This is a genomic window from Streptomyces niger (assembly GCF_000718305.1).
In the GTDB taxonomy this organism is placed as follows: domain Bacteria; phylum Actinomycetota; class Actinomycetes; order Streptomycetales; family Streptomycetaceae; genus Streptomyces; species Streptomyces niger.
In genome coordinates, this window is sequence record NZ_JOFQ01000013.1 from 99,053 (window position 1) to 116,799 (window position 17,747).

Sequence of the window (17,747 nt, forward strand, 5' to 3'; positions counted from 1 at the left end):
CCCGCGCGGGGCGGACATGTGCAGGTTTGATGAACGGATCGACACGAGGTGATCACAGACAGCAAAGCGGCAGCAGGGGTCCTCGTCAACCCCCGACCGAGCTCCCCCAGATGCCCCCAAAGCCCCTCGGCGCCGCACCGGTTCGGAAGAAACGCGACGGTAACCCCTCCCCTCGCGCACACCGTTCGGCCACCCCTCGCCCGCGCCACCGCAGTCGCCCGCACGCGCACCGCTTCCCACCGCCCTCGCGCAATTAATAATGTCGAGTATTAATATTGCCCGCATGGCGAGAACGTCGGGGACCGAGACCCGGGACAAGCTGATCCGCGCCGCGGAGGAGATCTTCGCGGCACAGGGCGTCGACGGCGCCCGGACCCGCGACATCGTGCGGCTGGCCGGCCAGAGCAACCCCTCGGCCGTGCAGTACCACTTCGGGGACCGCGGGGGCCTGCTGGACGCGGTGATGGCGGGCCGGCTGGAGCGTACGGAGGGGGCGCTGACACCCCTCCTCGAAGAGCTGCCGGACCCGGACCTCGAAGACCTGGTCCGCGCGCTGGTCACGGCCGAGGCGACCCAGCTGAGCGACCTACGGGGGCTGCGCTGCCTGCGAATCTCCGCACAGCTCAGCCACGAGAGCGGCATCCGCACCCGGACGCCGCACCCCACGCTCGCGGGGACCGCGTACTGGCGGCTGATCGAGCGGATCGAGTCCTCGCTCGCGGCCGCCGAACTGCCCGAACCGATCCGGCTGGAGCGTACGGACCTGGCGCTGACGCTGATCGGCGCGGCGCTGGCCGACCGGGCGCGGCAGTACCTCGACGGCGCGCGGCCGCTCACCACGGAGCCCGTCTTCCTCGCCGACCTCGTCACGACCACGGTGGCGCTGCTGCGCGCCCCCGCACCGAAGCCTCAGGGATCCGCAGCGGAGTAGCGCCTCTGCGGGGCCCCTCCCGGAGCGATGGCGCTCCCCTTCCCGACACAGGAGTGCACGATGACCGATCTGTCCGGCAAGACCATTCTCATCACGGGCGGCGCGCGCGGGCTGGGCGCCGAGGCGGCGAAGCAGGCCGTCGAGGCCGGCGCGCACGTCGTCCTCACCGACGTCCTCGCGGAGGAGGGCGCGGCGACCGCGGCGGCGCTGGGTGACCGGGCCCGCTTCCTGGTCCACGACGTGACGTCCGAGGAGGACTGGCAGCGGGTGGCAAACTTCGCGGTCGCGGAGTTCGGCGGCCTCGACGGGCTGGTCAACAACGCGGGGATATCCACCGGCCAGCCGCTGGAGACCATCCCGGTCGAGTTCTTCCGCAAGGTGATCGACATCAACTTGACCGGCGTCTTCATCGGCATGAAGACCGTCATCCCACTGATGCGGGAGCGCGGCGCGGGCTCCGTCGTCAACATCTCCTCGGCGGCCGGGCTGATGGGCCTGGCGATGACCGGCGGCTACGGTGCCTCGAAGTGGGGCATGCGCGGCCTCTCGAAGGTCGCCGCCGTGGAGCTGGGTACGGACCGCATCCGCGTCAACTCCGTGCACCCGGGCATGACGTACACCCCGATGACGGCCGGCGTCGGCATCCAGCAGGGCGAGGGCAACTACCCGAACACCCCGATGGGCCGGGTCGGCGAGCCGCACGAGATCGCGAGCGCGGTGGTGTACCTGCTCTCCGACGCCGCGTCGTACGTGACCGGCGCCGAACTGGCGGTGGACGGCGGCTGGACGACCGGGCCGACGGTGAAGTACGTGATGGGGCAGTGAGGCGCGCCGGGCGACCGGTGCGGCATCCGGCGGCGCGGGCCCACGGCACCGCCCGCCGCCGGGCGTCTGATTGCATGGCCCCATGACCGATCAGCAGCCGGCCGGGCCCGGACCGCAGCAGGGCCGCAACGCGGACGAGATCCTCGACATCGTCGACGAGCACGACCGGGTCGTGGGGCAGGCCCCGCGCGGTGCGGCGTACGCGCGCCGGCTGCGGCACCGGTGCACGTTCATCCTCGCCCGGGACGCGCAGGACCGGATCTTCGTGCACCGCCGCACCGCGCAGAAGCTGGTCTTCCCCTCGCACTACGACATGTTCGTCGGCGGCGTGGTCGGCGCGGGCGAGTCCTACGACGACGCGGCGCTGCGCGAGGCGGAGGAGGAGCTGGGCGTCACCGGACTCCCCCGCCCCGTTCCGCTGTTCAAGTTCCTGTACGAGACGCCGGAGCACACCTGGTGGTCGGCGGTCTACGAGGTGCGCTGCACGCTGCCGGTCGCCCCGCAGGCCGAGGAGGTCGCCTGGCACGCGTTCCTCACGGAAGAGGAGCTGGCGGCCCGGCTGCCGGAGTGGCAGTGGGTGCCGGACGGGCTGGAGGCGTTCCGGCGGCTGCGCGACCGGGAGGCCGCCGGGCGGCCGGCCGGCGGACAGGGCCACGCCTCATGAGCTTCCCCGACCGCGTACGCGCCTTCGCCGTCGACCTGCGGCTGTGGTTCGCGCCCGAACGGCTCCGCAGCGAGGGCAGCACCCCCGACTACCGGTTCTCGCTGGCCAACGAACGCACCTTCCTGGCCTGGCTGCGTACGGCGTTCGCGCTGATCGGCGGCGGCTTCGCGGTCGATCAGTTCCTGCCGTCGCTGCACCAGACGGTGCGCACGGTGTTCACGGTGGCGCTGCTCGCGGGCGGCGCGCTGTGCGCCGTGCGCTCGGTCAACCACTGGGTGCGCTGCGAGCGGGCCATGCGGCGCGGCGAGGACCTGCCGTCCTCGCGCTTCCCCGCCCTGCTGGGCGCCGGCGTCGGGCTGCTCGCCGTGGCCATCGCCGCGGTCGTGCTGCTGGGCTGGACACGCTGACGATGAGCGGTACCGAGGAACGCCCGGAGCCGGCCCGGGACCCGGGCCTGCAGCCCGAGCGGACCCGGATGGCGTGGCGCCGTACGACGCTGTCGTGCGCGGTGGCGGTGGTACTGGCCTGGCGTCAGGTGCTGCTCACCGGCGAGCCCACCGCCGCGGAGGTCGTCCTCGTCGCCCTGCTGGTCCTCGCCGGGCTGGCCTTCCTGACCGCCGCGCACACGCGCATACGGCGGCTGGCCGCCCCCGCTGCGGCGGGCCCGCCCCGGACGATGGGCATCCGCACGGCCCTGCTGGCGGCCGGCTGCACGCTGGTCCTGGTCGGACTGGGCGCGGCGATCACGTTGTAGCGCCGCGGGCACGAGGGCCGTGCTGCAGGACAGCGGGCCCCTTCAGCCCGCGAACACCCCCTTCGCCGCCTCGCGGATCTCCTCGGCCAGCTCTTCGGGCGCGTCGGAGTTCGCGCCGTGCCCCTGCCCCGGAAGCGTCACCACGCGGGCGTCGGGCAGGACCGCCGCCAGGTCGGCCACCCGCTCGTGCAGGTGCGGGAAGCTCCGCTCGCCCTGGAGCAGGGTCACCGGCAGGCGCAGCGCGCCGTATCGGTCCACGCCGAGGCCGAGCGCGTCGATGATCTCGTCCTCGACGATCTGCGCCTCGGCGTGCGTGGCGATGAGCGCCTGGACGTGGGGGTCTGTGAGCGCCCCCGCGACCACCTCGTCCGGCAGGCCGGTGATGGTGCGGAGGTGGATGCGGATCGCCTCGGCCGGGTCGCCGGCGTCCAGCGCGGCGCGGGCGCGCGGCCCCGCCTCCCCCACGAGCAGCGAGCGGGTCGGTATCGGCGGGTCGTAGGCGACCACCCCGGCGAACGGGGACGGGTCGCGCAGCGCGGCCTCCAGGGCGGCGACGGCGCCGGAGGAGTGCCCGACGAGCAGGACGGGTCCGGCGGCGGTCAGCGACTCGGCGACCGCCAGCACGTCCGCGGCCTCGACCGCCATCGAGTGATCGCGGCCGATGCGTACGCCCGGCTCGTAGATCCGGCGCCGTATGCGCACCACCCGGAAGCCCTCGGTCAGCAGGCGGGCGACCTCGTCCCAGGACTCGGGGCCGCGGCCTCCGGGGTGGACGACGAGCACGGTGGGCCCGCTGTCCCCGTCGTCGAGGGCGGTGAGCGGGACGCCGTCAGGGGCGAGGACACGCAGTTCGGTCATGCGCCCGATGATCGTCATCGCCGTCCGGCACGGCATCTCCTTTTTCCGGTTTTTCCGGCCGCCGGATCTCTTTCGTCCGGCCCGCCCCGCGCGCCGCGTGTGACGCGCGGAACATCCCCGGCGCGCAACGGGTTGGCGCTGCCCTCTGGACGCCATACCGACTAGTCGGCATGATCGTGGACGGTCACACTCCACCGACCGGCACACGGAGGCGCACGATGAGCAAGGACAACCCGCCCGGCCTCGATCTGGAGCGGCTCCGCGGCCACCTGGACCGGGAACGCCCGGGCCTGGTCGCCGGCCCGCTGAGCGCCGAGCTGGTCCAGGGCGGCCGGTCCAACCTCACGTACCGCGTCACCGACGGCGCCGGCCGCTGGGTCGTCCGCCGCCCACCGCTCGGCCATGTCCTGGCCACCGCGCACGACATGGCCCGCGAGCACCGCGTCATCAGCGCGCTGCACGATACCCGGGTCCCGGTCCCGGAGACGCTGCTCCTCTGCCAGGACGAGGAGGTCATCGGGTCGCCGTTCTACGTCATGGAGCTGGTCGAGGGCACGCCGTACCGCACGGCCGAGCAGCTGCGGCCGCTCGGCCCCGAGCGCACCCGCGACATCGTGCTGCGCCTCGTGGACACCCTCGTGGACCTGCACGCCGTGGACCCGGAGTCGGTGGGGCTGGGCGACTTCGGGCGCCCCGACGGCTTCCTGGAGCGGCAGCTGCGCCGCTGGGGCAAGCAGCTCGTGGCCTCCAAGAACCGCGAACTGCCCGGCATCGACGAGCTGCACGAGGCGCTGGGCAGGAAGCTGCCCGCCTCCCCCGCGCCCGCGGTCGTGCACGGTGACTACCGCCTGGACAACGTGCTGGTCGGCGCGGACGACCGGATCGCCGCGGTGCTGGACTGGGAGATGTCCACGCTCGGCGACCCGCTCACCGACCTGGGCCTGCTGGCGATGTACAGCGAGCAGGAGGAGTCCCCCGACTCGCCCGTGACCACCACCCGCAGCGCCCCGGGGCACCCCGAACCGGGCGAGCTGATCGAGCGGTACGCGGCCGGCTCCGGGCGCGACGTCTCGCAGGTCGCCTGGTACACCGCGTTCGCGTACTTCAAGCTCGCGGTGATCCTCGAAGGCATCCACTACCGGTACACGCTCGGCCAGACCGTCGGCGCGGGCTTCGACCGGATCGGCGAGGTCGTGCCGCGCTTCATCGACAACGGCCACCGCACCCTGTCCACCCTGTCCGCCTGAAGGAAGGCCGAGGCCGCTCATGGACTTCGCATTCGACGCCCGTACGCAGGAACTCCGCGAGCGGCTGCTCGCGTTCATGGATGAGCACGTGTACCCGGCCGAGCAGGTCGCGCACGAGCAGCGGGCCGCGCTCGCCTCGCCGTGGGACACCCCGGCCGTCGTCGAGGAACTGAAGGCGGAGGCCCGCAAGCAGGGCCTGTGGAACCTCTTCCTGCCCGATGCGAAGCACGGCGCGGGGCTCACCAACCTCCAGTACGCGCCGCTCGCCGAGATCACCGGGCGCAGCCCGCAGCTCGCGCCGACCGCGCTGAACTGCGCGGCGCCGGACACCGGGAACATGGAGGTGCTCGCCCAGTTCGGCAACGAGGCGCAGCAGAAGCAGTGGCTGGAGCCGCTGCTGGCGGGCGAGATCCGCTCCGCGTTCGCGATGACCGAGCCCGAGGTGGCCTCCTCGGACGCCACGAACATCACCACGCACATCGAGCGGGACGGCGACGAGTACGTCATCAACGGCCGGAAGTGGTACATCTCCGGGGCGATGAACCCGCTGTGCCAGATCTTCATCGTGATGGGCAAGACCGACCCGGACGGCGCGGACATCCGCCGCCAGCAGTCGATGATCCTCGTGCCGCGCGACACGCCGGGCCTGACGGTCAAGCGGGCCATGCAGGTCTACGGGTACGAGGACCACTACCACGGCGGCCACGCCGAGGTCCTGTTCGAGAACGTCCGCGTCCCGGCGTCGAACCTCATCGGCGAGGAGGGCGGCGGCTTCGGCATCGCACAGGCCCGCCTCGGCCCGGGCCGGATCCACCACTGCATGCGGCTGATCGGCATGGCGGAGCGGGCCATCGAGCTGATGTGCCGGCGGGCTGTGGCGCGTACCGCCTTCGGCAAGCCGCTCGCCCAGCAGGGCGTCGTGCACAACTGGATCGCGGACGCCCGGGTCGCGGTCGAGCAGCTGCGGCTGCTCGTCCTGAAGACCGCGTGGCTGATGGACACGGTGGGCAACAAGGGCGCGCACACCGAGATCCAGTCGATCAAGATCGCCACGCCGCGCACGGTCGTGGACATCATCGACCAGGCGGTGCAGCTGCACGGCGCGGGCGGCGTCAGCCAGGACTTCCCGCTGGCCGAGCTCTGGGCCGGCGCCCGCACCCTCCGCCTCGCGGACGGCCCCGACGAGGTCCACCAGCGCTCCCTGGCCCGCCGGGAGCTGAAGAAGTACCTGTAGTCGCGGGGGGACGAACGGGGCTCGGGTGGATGCACCCGAGCCCTGTTCGTCCACGGTCCCCGCCTGCGGGGACCGTGGACGAACAGGGCACCTCTCGTGCGACCGAGCCGGACCGAGGGTTGCGCCAGGCGGCCGTCACCAGGTGACCCGCAGGGCGACCCGTCGTTGTCCGGCCGGACAGGCACCGCCGGACCGCTCGGAGGCCACCGTGAGACCTGTACCCCCCGCCCTCGTCCTGGCCGCCTGTACGGCTGTCCTGGCCGCTGCCGCCCCCGCGGTCGCCAGCGGCGCCGGCGAGCTCCTCTCCCCCGCCTACGGCAACGGCTGCGCGAACTTCCACCACGGCGCCACTGCGGACGGCACCATGAACGCCGCCCCCGCCACCGTGGGCGGCGGCCTCCTCGGCCTGCCCGTCGCCGGCCCGCTCAACCAATGCGGTGGCGTCCACTTCAGCCTCGACGGCACCTCCGCCCCGAGCGTGCTGAACGTTCCCGCCGGTCTCTGCACCGTCCCCAGCCATCTCAGCCCCGCCGACTCCTTCGTCTCCCAGAGCACCGGCGTGTCCTGCTAGCACCGGTCGGGCACAGCACTGAGGGCGCAGGAGGCTCGCCCCTACGGCCGCAGCGCCCGCAGCAGCAGGTCCGCCAGGTGGTCGGCGACCTGCTGCGGGGTGAGGGGGCCGCCCTCGCGGTACCAGGTGCCGAGGTGGTGGACCGAGCCGAAGTGGTAGTCGACGATCAGGTCGGCGGGGACATCGGCGGTGAAGACGCCCGCCCGCTGGCCCTCTTCGATCAGCGCGCGGAAGCGTTCGTGGTAGCGGCGCCGCTCCGCGCGCACCTGCTTGTCCTTCTCCGGGGAGAGCTGGTGCATGGAGCGGAAGAAGATCTTCGTGTCGTCGAGGTTCTCGATGGTGGTGACGACCACGTCGGCGGCGGCTTCGCGGAGCCGCCGCTCGACCGGCGCGTCGGCGTTCGCGAAGTGGTCCAGGCGCTCCTGCTGGAGGCGGAGCACCCGCCCGTAGACCTCGTGCAGCAGGTCGTCCTTGGAGCCGAAGTAGTGGTACAGCGCGCCCTTGGTGACGCCCGCCGCCTCGACGATCTCCTGGACCGAGGTCCGGTCGTACCCCTGCTCGGCGAAGAGCCGGGTGGCGGTGGCCAGCAGCCGCTGTGCCACGGGCTTCGTGCTCCCGTCCGTCGTGCCGGCCATCGCCCTCACCTGTCCTTCTCCGTGCTCGTTCGCGTGCTGTGGAGGCTAGCCGCGGTCCCGCAGCTCCCGTCGGAGGATCTTCCCACTCGTGGTCTTCGGCAGTTCCGGCAGGACCTCGACCTCCCGGGGATATTTGTACGCGGCCAGCCGTTCCTTGCAGTAGGCGGTCAGCTCGGCGGGGTCCGGGGACTGGCCGGGGCGGAGGCTGACGTAGGCCTTGACCGATTCCCCGCGGTAGGTGTCCGGGATGCCGACGACGGCCGCTTCGCGGACGGCCGGGTGGCTGTAGAGCACGTCCTCGACCTCGCGCGGCCAGACCTTGAAGCCGGACGCGTTGATCATGTCCTTCTTGCGGTCGACGACGTACAGCCAGCCGTCGGTGTCCATGAAGCCGATGTCGCCGGTGCGCAGCTCGCCGTCGGGTATCGCCTCCGCGGTGGCGTCGGGGCGGCGCCAGTAGCCGGGCACGACCTGGGGGCCGCGGACGGCGATCTCGCCCTGTTCGCCGAAGGGCACGTCCTGACCCTGGTCGTCGATGATGCGGACGACCGTGTCGGGGCCGGGGACGCCGACCGCGAGGGTGCCGGAGACCTTGTCGACCGGGGCCTCAAGGTGCGGCGGCACGCTGGCGCAGGGCGCGGTGCACTCGGTGAGGCCGTAGCCGTTGCGGATGTACGGGCCGAACTCCGCGCGGAACTTCTCCACCAGCGCGGGCGGCAGCGGGGCGCCGCCGGAGGCGAGGGTGGCGAAGGAGGAGAAGTGGTCGCGGGAGACCTCGGGGTGGGCCATCAGGGCCATGAAGGCGGTGGACGGGCCGACGGTGAAGGCCGGGCGGTGCTCCAGGAAGGCGTCCAGGACGACGCCGGCCTCGAAGCGGTAGGCCAGCGCGAGGGTGCCGCCGCCGGTGATGCAGGAGGCCAGTTCGCAGACCATGCCGGTGATGTGGAAGAGGGGTGCGAGGGCGAAGTAGGTGGCCCCGTCGGGGAGGCCGAGGCCGGTGCGCTGGCGTTCGGCGTTGTAGGCGATGTTGCCGTGGGTGTTGGTGGCGCCCTTGGGTGTGCCGCTGGTGCCCGAGGTGTAGCTGATCAGGGCGATGTCGTCGGCGGTGAGTTCGGGGGTGCCGGCGGCGGGGCCGCGGCCGGCGTGCGCGCGGGCGACGGCGAGCAGGTCGTCGGCGCCCTCGCGGGGGCCGAGCCGTTCGCCGCGCAGCACGCGGGCGTCGTCTCTGGTCTGCAGGTCCCGTTCGCAGGCGGTCAGCGCGATGCGTACGGAGGACGCGGCGGCCGCGGTGTCGCGCAGGAAGCCGTCCCAGGTGTGGTCGGCGCAGATCACCGCGGTGACCTCGGCGTCGGTGAGGACGTGCGTCATCTCCGCCGACTTGTACATGGGGTTGACGGGGACGACGATGCCGCCCGCCTTCCAGACGCCGAAGAGGGCGAGCACGAAGTGCGGGGTGTTCTGGAGCATGATCGCGGCCCGGTCGCCGGGCCGGAAGCCTCGGTCGCCGAGGTGCGCTGCGATGCCGTCGGAGAGCGCGTCGGTCTCGGCGTAGGAGAGCCGGCCGTCGAAGTAGGCCAGGGCGGTCCGGTCGGGGACCCGGCGGGCCGCGTCCTGGAAGGCGTGCAGCGTGGAGGGGTGCGGGTGCACGGGGGCGCGCTGGGCCTCGTTCAGCTGCGGCAGCCACGGCATGTCCTGGTACGACGTCATCGGCGTGCGGCCCTTCTCTCGTCTCGTCCCGGGGTGTCGGTACGCGGGCCCGGCGCGCCGTTGCGGCCGGGTCCCGGCGTCCCGTACGGCGCGGCCGTCCCCGCCGTGCCGTACGGGTGGTGTCCGTGCCGCTCAGGCGCCGGCGTCCTCGGCGGCTTCGGCGGCCTCGAACTTGCGCTGGAGGTGGTTCATGCCGCCCAGCCAGCGGCCGGGGTCGGCGGCGCGGGTCGCGTAGTAGCCGGCGACCTCCGGGTGCGGCAGGACCAGGAAGCGGTTCTCGGCGATGGCGTCGAAGAGCGCGTCGGCGACGGCGGCGGGCTCGATGGCGCCTTGGGTGAGGACGAGGTCGCCGGCGGAGCCGGTGCCCGCGAGCATGTCGGTGCGGACGCCCTGCGGGCAGATGGCGTGCACGTCGATGCCGCGGTGCTTGTAGGTGAGCGAGAGCCATTCGGCGAAGGCGTACGCGGCGTGCTTGGACACGCTGTACGGCGCGGAGCCGATCATCGTGAGCAGGCCGGCGGCGGAGACGGTGGCGACGAAGCGGCCGCTGCCGCGCTCCAGCCACTCGGGTATCAGCGCGCGGGCCGCCCGGACGTGGGACATGACGTTGACGTCCCAGGCCAGCTGCCAGTCCTCGTCGGGCGCCTCGGGGCCGCCGCCGGTGCCGACGCCGGCGTTGGCGCAGAAGATGTCGATCCGGCCGCCGAGTGCCTCGCGGGCGGCCGGGAGGATCGCCGAGGCGTCGCCGGGGACGGCGATCGCGCCCAGTTCGGCGGCGGTGCGCTCGGCCTTCTCCTTGTCCAGGTCGTTGATGACCAACCGGGCGCCCTCGGCGATGAAGCGGGCCGCGAGCGCGGCGCCGATGCCACCGCCCGCGCCGGTCACCACCACGGCCTTGTCCCGCACGGCTTCCACTCGTCTCTCCCTCGCCTCGTCGGCACCACGTCAGCAGGCAGACTAACCAGTCGGTATGTCGCTGCGGAAGCCCCCGGCGGGCAGCCGTCCGGGGCAATGTCCCGGCGGCGGGCGGCCCGGCGCATTAGCGTGCGGTGCACGCAAATTCCGATTCCGGAGGTGTGCGCATGTCCCTGTCCAGAAGAAGCCTGCTGGCCGTCACCGGCGCGGTGGGCGCCGCGTCGGCCGCGGGCGCCGTCCCGGCCGCCGCCCACTCCCCCGCCGCGCCGCACGGTCCGGGCGGCCGGGTGCGGACCGGCTTCGACCGGCTCGCCGCCGACGGCTACGCGCTGCTGTCGGGGCAGAAGGTCGGCATGGTCACCAACCCGACCGGCGTGACCTCGGCCGTCGAGCACATCGTGGACGTGCTGCACGCGGACGAGCGGGTGCGGCTGACCGCCGTCTTCGGGCCCGAGCACGGCTTCCGCGGCACGGCGCAGGCGGGCGGTTCGGAAGGCAAGCACGACGACCCGGCGACCGGGCTGCCGGTGTACGACACGTACCAGAAGAGCGGCCGGGCGCTGGCCGACATCTTCACCGGGTCCGGGGTCGACACGGTCGTCTTCGACATCCAGGACGTCGGCGCCCGCTTCTACACCTACATCTGGACGCTGTACGACTGCATGGTGGCGGCGGCCATGGCGGGCAAGCGCTTCGTGGTGCTGGACCGGCCGAACCCGGTGACGGGCCGGTCCGCGAGCGGCCCGGTGCTGGACAAGAAGTTCGCCTCGTTCGTCGGCCGGGAGCCGATCGCGCAGGCGCACGGGATGACCGTGGCGGAGCTGGCGCTGCTGTTCAACGACCGGTTCGTGCCCGCGGCGGCCGGGAAGCCGGTGCGGCTGGACACGGTGCTGATGAAGGGCTGGCGGCGCGGCGACTTCTTCGACGCGACCGGCCTGCCGTGGGTGCCGCCGAGCCCCAACATGCCCACCCCGGACACGGCGCTGGTCTACTCCGGTACGTGTCTCTTCGAGGGCACCAACCTCTCCGAAGGGCGGGGCACCACACGGCCGTTCGAGCTGCTCGGCGCGGAAGGCATCGACCGGAAGTGGGCGGAAGCGGTCAACGCGGAGCGGTTGCCCGGTGTCCGCTTCCGTGAGGCGTACTTCGCGCCGACGTTCTCCAAGTTCCAGGGGAAGACGATCGGCGGGGTGCAGCTGCACGTGCACGACCGGGCGGCGTTCGACCCGGTGCGTACCGGCATCGCGCTGCTGGTGACGGCGAAGAAGGTGTGGCCCGGCTTCGCGTGGCGTCCGGACCACGGGATCGACCGGCTGGCCGGCTCCGACCGGGTCCGCACGATGATCGACGCGGGTGCGGGCACGGCCGAGGTGGTGGCCGCCTGGCGCGGAGAGCTGGCGAAATTCCGCGCGCTGCGGGCGCGTTACCTGCGCTACCACTGAAGGACCCGGGTGGGAAGCCGCCCATCGGACGTCTCAGCACACGAGACCACACGTCCCACCTATTGACTGCCCACTACAACGACCGTGAGCATGCGGCTCGTGCCCAGCGACGCGACAGCAGAAGAGACCACGGCCGGCGCCGCCGCGCCCGACGGCAGTCCGGAGAGCCTGCGGCGGGTGGCCGTGGCCTCGTTCATCGGCACGGCCATCGAGTTCTACGACTTCTACATCTACGGGACGGCGGCCGCGCTCGTACTGAACCAGGCGTTCTTCCCGACCCTGGATCCGGTCAACGCCACCCTGGCCTCCTTCTCCACCTACGCGGTGGCGTTCGCGGCCCGCCCGCTCGGCTCGATCGTCTTCGGGCACTTCGGCGACCGGGTGGGCCGCAAGTCCGTGCTGGTCGTCTCGCTGCTGCTGATGGGCCTGTCCACGGCGTTCGTCGGCCTGCTGCCCGGCTACGCCACGCTGGGCATCTGGGCGCCGCTGCTGCTGATCCTGCTGCGCTTCGTGCAGGGCATCGGGCTGGGCGGCGAGTGGGGCGGCGCCGCGCTGCTCGCGGTCGAGCACGCCCCGAAGAAACGCCGCGGCCTGTACGCCGCCTTCCCGCAACTGGGCCCGTCCGTGGGGTTCTTCGCCGCGACCGGCATCTTCTGGCTGCTCTCCTCCTCCCTGGACGACGCGGCCTTCCGGTCCTGGGGCTGGCGGATCCCGTTCCTCCTGTCGTTCCTGCTGGTCGCCGTCGGCCTGTTCGTCCGCCTGAAGATCAGCGAGACGCCGGTCTTCGCGAGGGCGATGGACGCGCAGGAGGCCAGCAAGGTCCCCACCCTCGACGTGCTCCGCGGGCACTGGCGCGAGCTGCTGCTCGGCGCCGGCGGCATGATCATCGCGTACGGGCTGTTCTACACCGCGACGACGTACTGCCTCGCCTACGCCACCGGCACGCTCGGCATCCCCCGCAGCACCATGCTGGGCCTGTCCCTGGTGGCCTGCCTCTTCCTGGCCGCCGGCACCTGGCTGGCCGCCACCCGCTCCGACGCCGCGGGCCGGCGCAAACTGATCCTGGCCGGCACCGGCCTCGCGATCGTCTGGGGCCTGCTCCTCTTCCCGCTGCTGGACACCGAGTCGCCCGTCCTGGTCGCCCTCGCCCTCGGCGGCGCGCTGTTCTGCATGGGCGTGGTCTACGGCCCGATGGGCGCGTATCTGCCCGAACTGTTCGCCACCAGGGTCCGCTACTCCGGCGCCTCGCTCGCCTACAACCTCGGCGGGGTGCTCGGCGGCGCGGTCTCCCCGCTGATCGCCACCCGCCTGCAGTCCGCCTTCGGGTCCTCCTCCGTCGGCTGGTACGTCTCCGCGATGGCCGTCGTCTCCCTGCTGTGCGTGCTGGTCCTGCCGGAGACCCGGGAGCGCGAGCTCACCTGACCCCCGGGCCCGGCAGTACGCCGCCTTCGGGCCCCCGGTACGACACCCGCCTCCGTCATCCTGCGTATGGCGGTGACGGCCGTTGCGCAGGACGATCGCTGCACGAGCGGCAGCGAGAGGGGTCGTCATGGCGGGTGTCGGGGTGAAGCCGTACTGGGAACTCACATTTGACGCCGGCGGGGACGTCGCGCAGCGGCAACGGGACGCGCTGTTCGCGGGCGCGGTACGGGAGCGGCTGACCGATCTGGTGGTGTTCTCGCACGGGTGGAACAACGACAAGTCGATGGCCACCCGCCTGTACACGCGGTTCTTCGAGCCCTTCCCCGAGCTGCTGGTGGGCGGGCGGGCCCGGGTGGGGTACGTGGGCGTGCTCTGGCCTGCGCTGCGCTTCACCGACGAGCCGATCCCCGACTTCGATCCCTCGCCGCAGGCCCGCGCCGACACCCCTGCGGAGGCCGCGCCCGAACCGGTGCTGACGGACGCCCTGCGGCGGCAGCTGGCGGTGGTCTTCCCCGGCCGGGACCTGTTGCTGGACCGGATCGCGCAGCTGCTGGCCGAACGGCCCGACGCCCGCTCGGCGTTCGACGAGTTCGCGCGGCTGGTGCGGGAGCTGATCGCCGTGCCGGAGGACAGCCCCGACCTCCGGCACGCCACGGACAGCGGGGACGGCACGCCGGGCATGCTCACCGACGACGCGCTGGAGGTCTGCGAGGTGCTCACGGCGGCGCTGCGGTCGGCGGGCGCCGGGGCGTGGCCCGGTGAGACCGCGGAGGTCGAGCGGCAGCCGCTGTTCGGGGGCGGGCTGACCCGGGTGTGGAGCGGCGCGCACGAACTGCTGCGGCAGGGCTGCTACTACGCCATCAAGCGGCGTGCGGGCACGGTGGGCCGGCTCGGACTGGGCCCGGTACTGGGCAAGCTCGCGGACGCCGCGCCGGCGGTGCGGGTGCACCTGGTCGGCCACTCCTTCGGCGGCCGGCTGGTCTCGTACACGCTGAGCGGGTTGCCGCGGGGCGCGCGCAACGTGAAGTCGGTGACGCTGCTGCAAGGGGCGTTCTCGCACTACGCGTTCGCCGCGCGGCTGCCGTTCGACCGGGCCCACGGCGGTGCGCTGAACGGCGTGCAGCGGCGGATCGACGGCCCGTTGGCGGCCTGTTACTCCTCGCACGACGACGCGCTGGGCACGTTCTATCCGCTGGCGTCGAAGCTGGCCGGGGACGCGACGAGCTTCCTCGGCGTGTTCGACCGCTGGGGCGCCGTCGGGTTCGACGGCATTCAGGCCGTGGACGGGGCGCGGCGGATCCGGCTGGGCGAGGCGGTGCCGGCGACGGGCTGCGTGAGCGTGGACGCCTCCGCCGTGGTCCGCCGGGGCGGGCCGCCGGTCGGCGCGCACAGCGACATCTGCCACCCGGAACTGGCCCGGGTGGTCCTGGAGGCCGGGCGGGTCGGCCGGGACTGAACGGCGCGCACGCGCGGGCGCGGGCCGCGGAACCCCCACGGTTCCACGCCCCGCGCCGCTGCCCCGGGCCGCCTAGCGGTGGCTCGGGAACTCCACCACCTGCTGGTAGGTGGGTCGGTTCTGCCAGCTGATGGGGTCGTGCGTGAGGCCGCCGACCGCGCGCTGGATGATCGCGTCGGAGCACCACTGGTCGCCGGCCTTGCAGGAGTCGTCGCCGGGGTAGACCTGCTCGGAGGTCTTCGCAGCGGCCTCGCGCAGCGTGCCGACGACGGTGTCGTGGCAGGCGCTCAGGTCGCCGTTGCCGCAGTACCGCTCGGCCAGTCCGCCGCTGACCTTTTCGCCGAGCACGGCGCGCAGGTCCTTGTCGGCGTAGGACCACCAGCCGTACTGGAAGGCGGAGCCGGCGTGGGCGCCGGTCGGGCCGTGCCCGGCCGAGGGCGACTCGTCGATGGCGATATTGGATTTCAGCGCGTCGTAGAGGTCGTCACCGAGCCCCGGCCGGAACACCTTCTCGATCATGAGCGGCCACCAGGCGTCCATGATCCGTACGGCGTCGGAGTGGGCGTACGTCTTCGACCCGGGGGTGGTCTCGCGGCGCTGCACCCCGTCCTTCCGCCAGGCCTCCAGCTGCTGGACCGCGGTCTTCACCTTCGGGTCCGCGACCGGCGCGGCGCGCAGCACCTTCAGCAGCTCCGGCAGCACGTCCTCGCCGCGCAGGTCGGTGACGGCGGCCTCGCTCATCGCGCGGGTCAGGGCGGCGCGGGTGACCCCGCCGTCCTTCACCAGCTCCTTGACGCGGTCGTCGAGCAGGTTGCCGCGGTGCACGGAGCCGTTGCCGAAGCCGGCCGAGTCGTAGTCCGCGGCCTGCTTGTTGTTCCAGGAGATGTAGTAGTCCTGGCCGACCGACTGCGGGTGCTGCGCTGCCGGGGTGAGCGCCGAGGTGTTGGCCTTCGGATCCCAGTCCTGCCACTCGTAGGCCTTCTCGGCACGTACCGGGAGGGACGGGTCGACGTCCGGGTTGCGGACGGGGTTCAGGCCGCTGTTGTAGTAGGCGATGTCCTTGGAGTCGGCGTAGAACCAGTTGAAGGCGTAGCCGATGTGCTGGGCGGCCTGCTGGAAGGACCTGGCGTCCTTGACGTAGGACGGGTCGTTGAACATCTGGAAGCCGATGATGGAGTCGGCCTCGTGGCGGTAGGTGGAGCGTTGCGAGGTGTAGGCGACGGGCTTGCCGTCGATGGTCGCGCGGTGCGTCACGACGCCGAAGTCGGTGCGGTACACCTGCATCCGGTAGGAACCGGCGGCCGTGGGGTCGGCGACGGTCGGCTGCCAGGAGTTGGTGCGCTCCAGCTTCTCCATCGGGACGCAGCGGCCGTCCTTGCGGTAGCCCGTGGAGTCCTTGGTGGGCGCGGAGCCGTCCGCGTTGCACAGCTCGACGGCGTAGGTGTCGGTGATGTCCTGGCTCGCGGAGGTGGCGCTCCAGGCGTAGTCCTGGCCGCGGCCGAGCTGCACGTACATGCCGACGCCCGCGAAGGAGGCGCCGCGGGCGCTGATGCCGGGTCCCTGGATCTCCTGGAGCATCAGCAGCTGCGGCGCGAAGTAGCCGGTCTGCGGGCCGAAGACGGCGACCGGGTGGCCGGAGGCGGTGTGCTTGCCGGAGACCAGCAGGGCGTTGGACATGCCGCGGTGCCGAGTGTCGTCGAAGCTGCCCTTGGGGAGTACGCCGTCCTGGAAGACGCCCTTGAGGGGCTTGAGCTTCTTCGGGGTCTTCACATCGGCCTGCGGCGGGTCGCTCTTGGCGGTGGCCGCGCCCTTCCGGTCGTACACGAGTGGTTCGGCGGTGACCGAGCCGTCGTCCGGCAGCGCGGTGCCCTTCGCGTGCTCGGGCTTCGTCGCGTACGGGAAGGACTGGCCGTCGTGGAGCGTCATCGCGGCCTCGGGGTCGTTGCGCTCCCGGAAGGACTCCCAGACCTCGGTGCCCTTCTCGACGCCGTACTTCTGCTGGGCCGAGCGCAGCGCGAGGGCCTGTTGCACCTCGCCGCCGCCCCCGTTGCCGAACAGCCCGCCGACGACGGACGCGAGGGCGATGAGGTCGGTGAGCTTGAAGGGGGCGATCTCGCCCTTGTTGGTGATCGCGTCCACATGTCCGGTGAGGACGTACTCGCCGGGGAAGTAGCGGCCCTTCTTGGACTGCTCGCGGTAGGCGTTGATGCCGTCGACGTACGCCTGCGCGTCGGCCATGGCCTGCTCGCCGCGGGCGCCGTTGTTCTTGCGGATCGCGTCGACCTGGTCCTGGAGGTCCTGCTCGGTGTACGGGGCCTTGGGCCAGAACTCCTGCTCCAGGCCCTGGTTGGCGAGCGCGCCGCCGGCGAAGGAGGTCAGTTCGCCGCGGCCGATGTGCCGGAAGAGGTCCATCAGCCACAGCCGGTCCTGGCCGGCGGCGTAGCCCGCGCCGTACTCGGTGCCGTAGCGGGTGGTGCCCTTGATGTGCGGCACCCCGGTCTTCTTGTCGCGGGTGATCGTCACGTCGTCGCGCGGCCGGGTGACCTTGTCGACCTGGTCGGCGGGGACGCCGAAGGAGGCGTCGTTGAAGAAGTTCTCGAGGGTGTCGTCGGTGAGCGACTGGTAGCCGCCGTTCAGTGCGGCGTAGGGGCCGAGCTGGTCGGAGGAGTGCGCGGGGTGGGTGCCGAAGGCCTTGTTGCCGAGGATCTCGGCGAGGGTCGCGTTGCCGTTCTCGCCGGGCGGCAGGATGTCGGCGCACTGGCCCTGGCAGTGGTCGGCGGGGTCGGGGGCGGGGTCGTCGGCGGCGGCCGCCGCGGCGGGGAGGGGCGCCAGGGCGCTGGCACCCAGGGCGCACACGGCTGCCAGGGTGACAGCGGCGCGCCTTCCGGTACGTCGTCGCATTCCTGCTCCTTGGGAGGCGGGTGCGCTGGAGGTTACCGGCGGTAAAAGCGCGACGGAAGATGAACAACAGTCAACTTTCCTTCAACCCACCCGCCCCTTACGGCACATGACCAACAACCCGGATGGGCACAGCAGTTCGATGGATCCGGACGGCGGTCCGCTACGTCCATTCCATGTCCAGTCGG

The 17,747-nt window shown here is 72.4% G+C and carries 16 protein-coding genes; 11 read left to right on the forward strand and 5 right to left on the reverse strand.

Annotation, left to right across the window (positions count from 1 at the left end; genetic code table 11):
- Positions 1-283 precede the first annotated feature (283 nt).
- The 5 genes from IF20_RS24670 (at position 284) to IF20_RS24690 (ending at position 3,174) form a co-directional block, all read left to right on the forward strand.
- Positions 284-931 carry a TetR/AcrR family transcriptional regulator gene (locus tag IF20_RS24670; protein ID WP_052867482.1) on the forward strand — a complete coding sequence of 216 codons (648 nt, stop codon included), beginning with the start codon at positions 284-286 and terminating at the stop codon, positions 929-931.
- Between the two features lie 60 nt (positions 932-991).
- Positions 992-1,756 carry a glucose 1-dehydrogenase gene (locus IF20_RS24675; protein ID WP_052867483.1) on the forward strand — a complete coding sequence of 255 codons (765 nt, stop codon included), beginning with the start codon at positions 992-994 and terminating at the stop codon, positions 1,754-1,756.
- An 82-nt stretch (positions 1,757-1,838) separates the two neighbouring features.
- Positions 1,839-2,420 (forward strand): NUDIX hydrolase, encoded by a 582-nt coding sequence (locus IF20_RS24680; protein WP_052867484.1) that lies wholly within the window; start codon positions 1,839-1,841, stop codon positions 2,418-2,420.
- Positions 2,417-2,827: a YidH family protein gene (locus IF20_RS24685; protein ID WP_052867485.1), complete on the forward strand. Its 411-nt coding sequence runs from the start codon at positions 2,417-2,419 to the stop codon at positions 2,825-2,827. The genes IF20_RS24680 and IF20_RS24685 overlap by 4 nt, the downstream gene beginning before the upstream one ends.
- 2 nt (positions 2,828-2,829) lie before the next feature.
- Entirely contained in the window at positions 2,830-3,174 is a 345-nt protein-coding gene (locus tag IF20_RS24690; protein ID WP_052867486.1) for a DUF202 domain-containing protein, read from the forward strand.
- Positions 3,175-3,216: 42 nt separating this feature from the next.
- Here the strand turns inward: IF20_RS24690 and IF20_RS24695 are convergent, their stop codons facing one another.
- Positions 3,217-4,032 carry an alpha/beta fold hydrolase gene (locus tag IF20_RS24695; RefSeq protein ID WP_199896727.1) on the reverse strand — a complete coding sequence of 272 codons (816 nt, stop codon included), beginning with the start codon at positions 4,030-4,032 and terminating at the stop codon, positions 3,217-3,219.
- Between the two features lie 218 nt (positions 4,033-4,250).
- Between IF20_RS24695 and IF20_RS24700 the strand changes: the two genes are divergently transcribed.
- The 3 genes from IF20_RS24700 (at position 4,251) to IF20_RS24710 (ending at position 7,084) form a co-directional block, all read left to right on the forward strand.
- Positions 4,251-5,279, forward strand: a complete 1,029-nt coding sequence (locus tag IF20_RS24700) for a phosphotransferase family protein (RefSeq protein WP_052867488.1) — start codon at positions 4,251-4,253, stop codon at positions 5,277-5,279.
- Positions 5,280-5,298: 19 nt separating this feature from the next.
- Positions 5,299-6,513 carry an acyl-CoA dehydrogenase family protein gene (locus IF20_RS24705; protein ID WP_052867489.1) on the forward strand — a complete coding sequence of 405 codons (1,215 nt, stop codon included), beginning with the start codon at positions 5,299-5,301 and terminating at the stop codon, positions 6,511-6,513.
- Positions 6,514-6,721: 208 nt separating this feature from the next.
- Positions 6,722-7,084 carry a hypothetical protein gene (locus IF20_RS24710; protein ID WP_052867490.1) on the forward strand — a complete coding sequence of 121 codons (363 nt, stop codon included), beginning with the start codon at positions 6,722-6,724 and terminating at the stop codon, positions 7,082-7,084.
- A 41-nt stretch (positions 7,085-7,125) separates the two neighbouring features.
- Here IF20_RS24710 and IF20_RS24715 read toward each other — a convergent pair whose 3' ends face one another.
- From IF20_RS24715 to IF20_RS24725, 3 genes are all read right to left on the reverse strand, one after another.
- Positions 7,126-7,719: a TetR/AcrR family transcriptional regulator gene (locus IF20_RS24715; protein ID WP_052867491.1), complete on the reverse strand. Its 594-nt coding sequence runs from the start codon at positions 7,717-7,719 to the stop codon at positions 7,126-7,128.
- A 45-nt stretch (positions 7,720-7,764) separates the two neighbouring features.
- A complete protein-coding gene (locus tag IF20_RS24720) occupies positions 7,765-9,426 on the reverse strand; it encodes an AMP-binding protein (RefSeq protein WP_052867492.1) in 1,662 nt (553 codons plus the stop codon).
- A gap of 132 nt (positions 9,427-9,558) precedes the next feature.
- A complete protein-coding gene (locus IF20_RS24725) occupies positions 9,559-10,341 on the reverse strand; it encodes an SDR family oxidoreductase (protein WP_052867493.1) in 783 nt (260 codons plus the stop codon).
- Positions 10,342-10,508: 167 nt separating this feature from the next.
- On the opposite strand from IF20_RS24725, the gene IF20_RS24730 reads away from it, so the two are divergent.
- The 3 genes from IF20_RS24730 to IF20_RS24740 all read left to right on the forward strand — a co-directional run bounded on the left by IF20_RS24730 (position 10,509) and on the right by IF20_RS24740 (position 14,661).
- Positions 10,509-11,783: an exo-beta-N-acetylmuramidase NamZ family protein gene (locus IF20_RS24730; RefSeq protein ID WP_052867494.1), complete on the forward strand. Its 1,275-nt coding sequence runs from the start codon at positions 10,509-10,511 to the stop codon at positions 11,781-11,783.
- A 90-nt stretch (positions 11,784-11,873) separates the two neighbouring features.
- The gene (locus tag IF20_RS24735) at positions 11,874-13,205 is read left to right on the forward strand and encodes an MFS transporter (RefSeq protein ID WP_110944512.1); all 1,332 of its coding nucleotides are present in this window, start codon (positions 11,874-11,876) and stop codon (positions 13,203-13,205) included.
- Positions 13,206-13,332: 127 nt separating this feature from the next.
- A complete protein-coding gene (locus IF20_RS24740; protein ID WP_052867495.1) occupies positions 13,333-14,661 on the forward strand; it encodes a hypothetical protein in 1,329 nt (442 codons plus the stop codon).
- Between the two features lie 72 nt (positions 14,662-14,733).
- On the opposite strand, the gene IF20_RS24745 is transcribed toward IF20_RS24740, so the two are convergent.
- A complete protein-coding gene (locus IF20_RS24745) occupies positions 14,734-17,562 on the reverse strand; it encodes a penicillin acylase family protein (protein ID WP_052867496.1) in 2,829 nt (942 codons plus the stop codon).
- Positions 17,563-17,747 lie beyond the last annotated feature (185 nt).

Coding starts and splice junctions, on each gene's coding strand:
- IF20_RS24675 (WP_052867483.1), top strand. CDS start 992: ATGACCGATCTGTCCGGCAAGACCATTCTCATCACGGGCGGCGCGCGC.
- IF20_RS24745 (WP_052867496.1), bottom strand. CDS start 17,562: ATGCGACGACGTACCGGAAGGCGCGCCGCTGTCACCCTGGCAGCCGTG.
- IF20_RS24740 (WP_052867495.1), top strand. CDS start 13,333: ATGGCGGGTGTCGGGGTGAAGCCGTACTGGGAACTCACATTTGACGCC.
- IF20_RS24700 (WP_052867488.1), top strand. CDS start 4,251: ATGAGCAAGGACAACCCGCCCGGCCTCGATCTGGAGCGGCTCCGCGGC.
- IF20_RS24715 (WP_052867491.1), bottom strand. CDS start 7,719: ATGGCCGGCACGACGGACGGGAGCACGAAGCCCGTGGCACAGCGGCTG.
- IF20_RS24730 (WP_052867494.1), top strand. CDS start 10,509: ATGTCCCTGTCCAGAAGAAGCCTGCTGGCCGTCACCGGCGCGGTGGGC.
- IF20_RS24695 (WP_199896727.1), bottom strand. CDS start 4,032: ATGACCGAACTGCGTGTCCTCGCCCCTGACGGCGTCCCGCTCACCGCC.
- IF20_RS24690 (WP_052867486.1), top strand. CDS start 2,830: ATGAGCGGTACCGAGGAACGCCCGGAGCCGGCCCGGGACCCGGGCCTG.
- IF20_RS24670 (WP_052867482.1), top strand. CDS start 284: ATGGCGAGAACGTCGGGGACCGAGACCCGGGACAAGCTGATCCGCGCC.
- IF20_RS24705 (WP_052867489.1), top strand. CDS start 5,299: ATGGACTTCGCATTCGACGCCCGTACGCAGGAACTCCGCGAGCGGCTG.
- IF20_RS24720 (WP_052867492.1), bottom strand. CDS start 9,426: ATGACGTCGTACCAGGACATGCCGTGGCTGCCGCAGCTGAACGAGGCC.
- IF20_RS24685 (WP_052867485.1), top strand. CDS start 2,417: ATGAGCTTCCCCGACCGCGTACGCGCCTTCGCCGTCGACCTGCGGCTG.
- IF20_RS24735 (WP_110944512.1), top strand. CDS start 11,874: ATGCGGCTCGTGCCCAGCGACGCGACAGCAGAAGAGACCACGGCCGGC.
- IF20_RS24680 (WP_052867484.1), top strand. CDS start 1,839: ATGACCGATCAGCAGCCGGCCGGGCCCGGACCGCAGCAGGGCCGCAAC.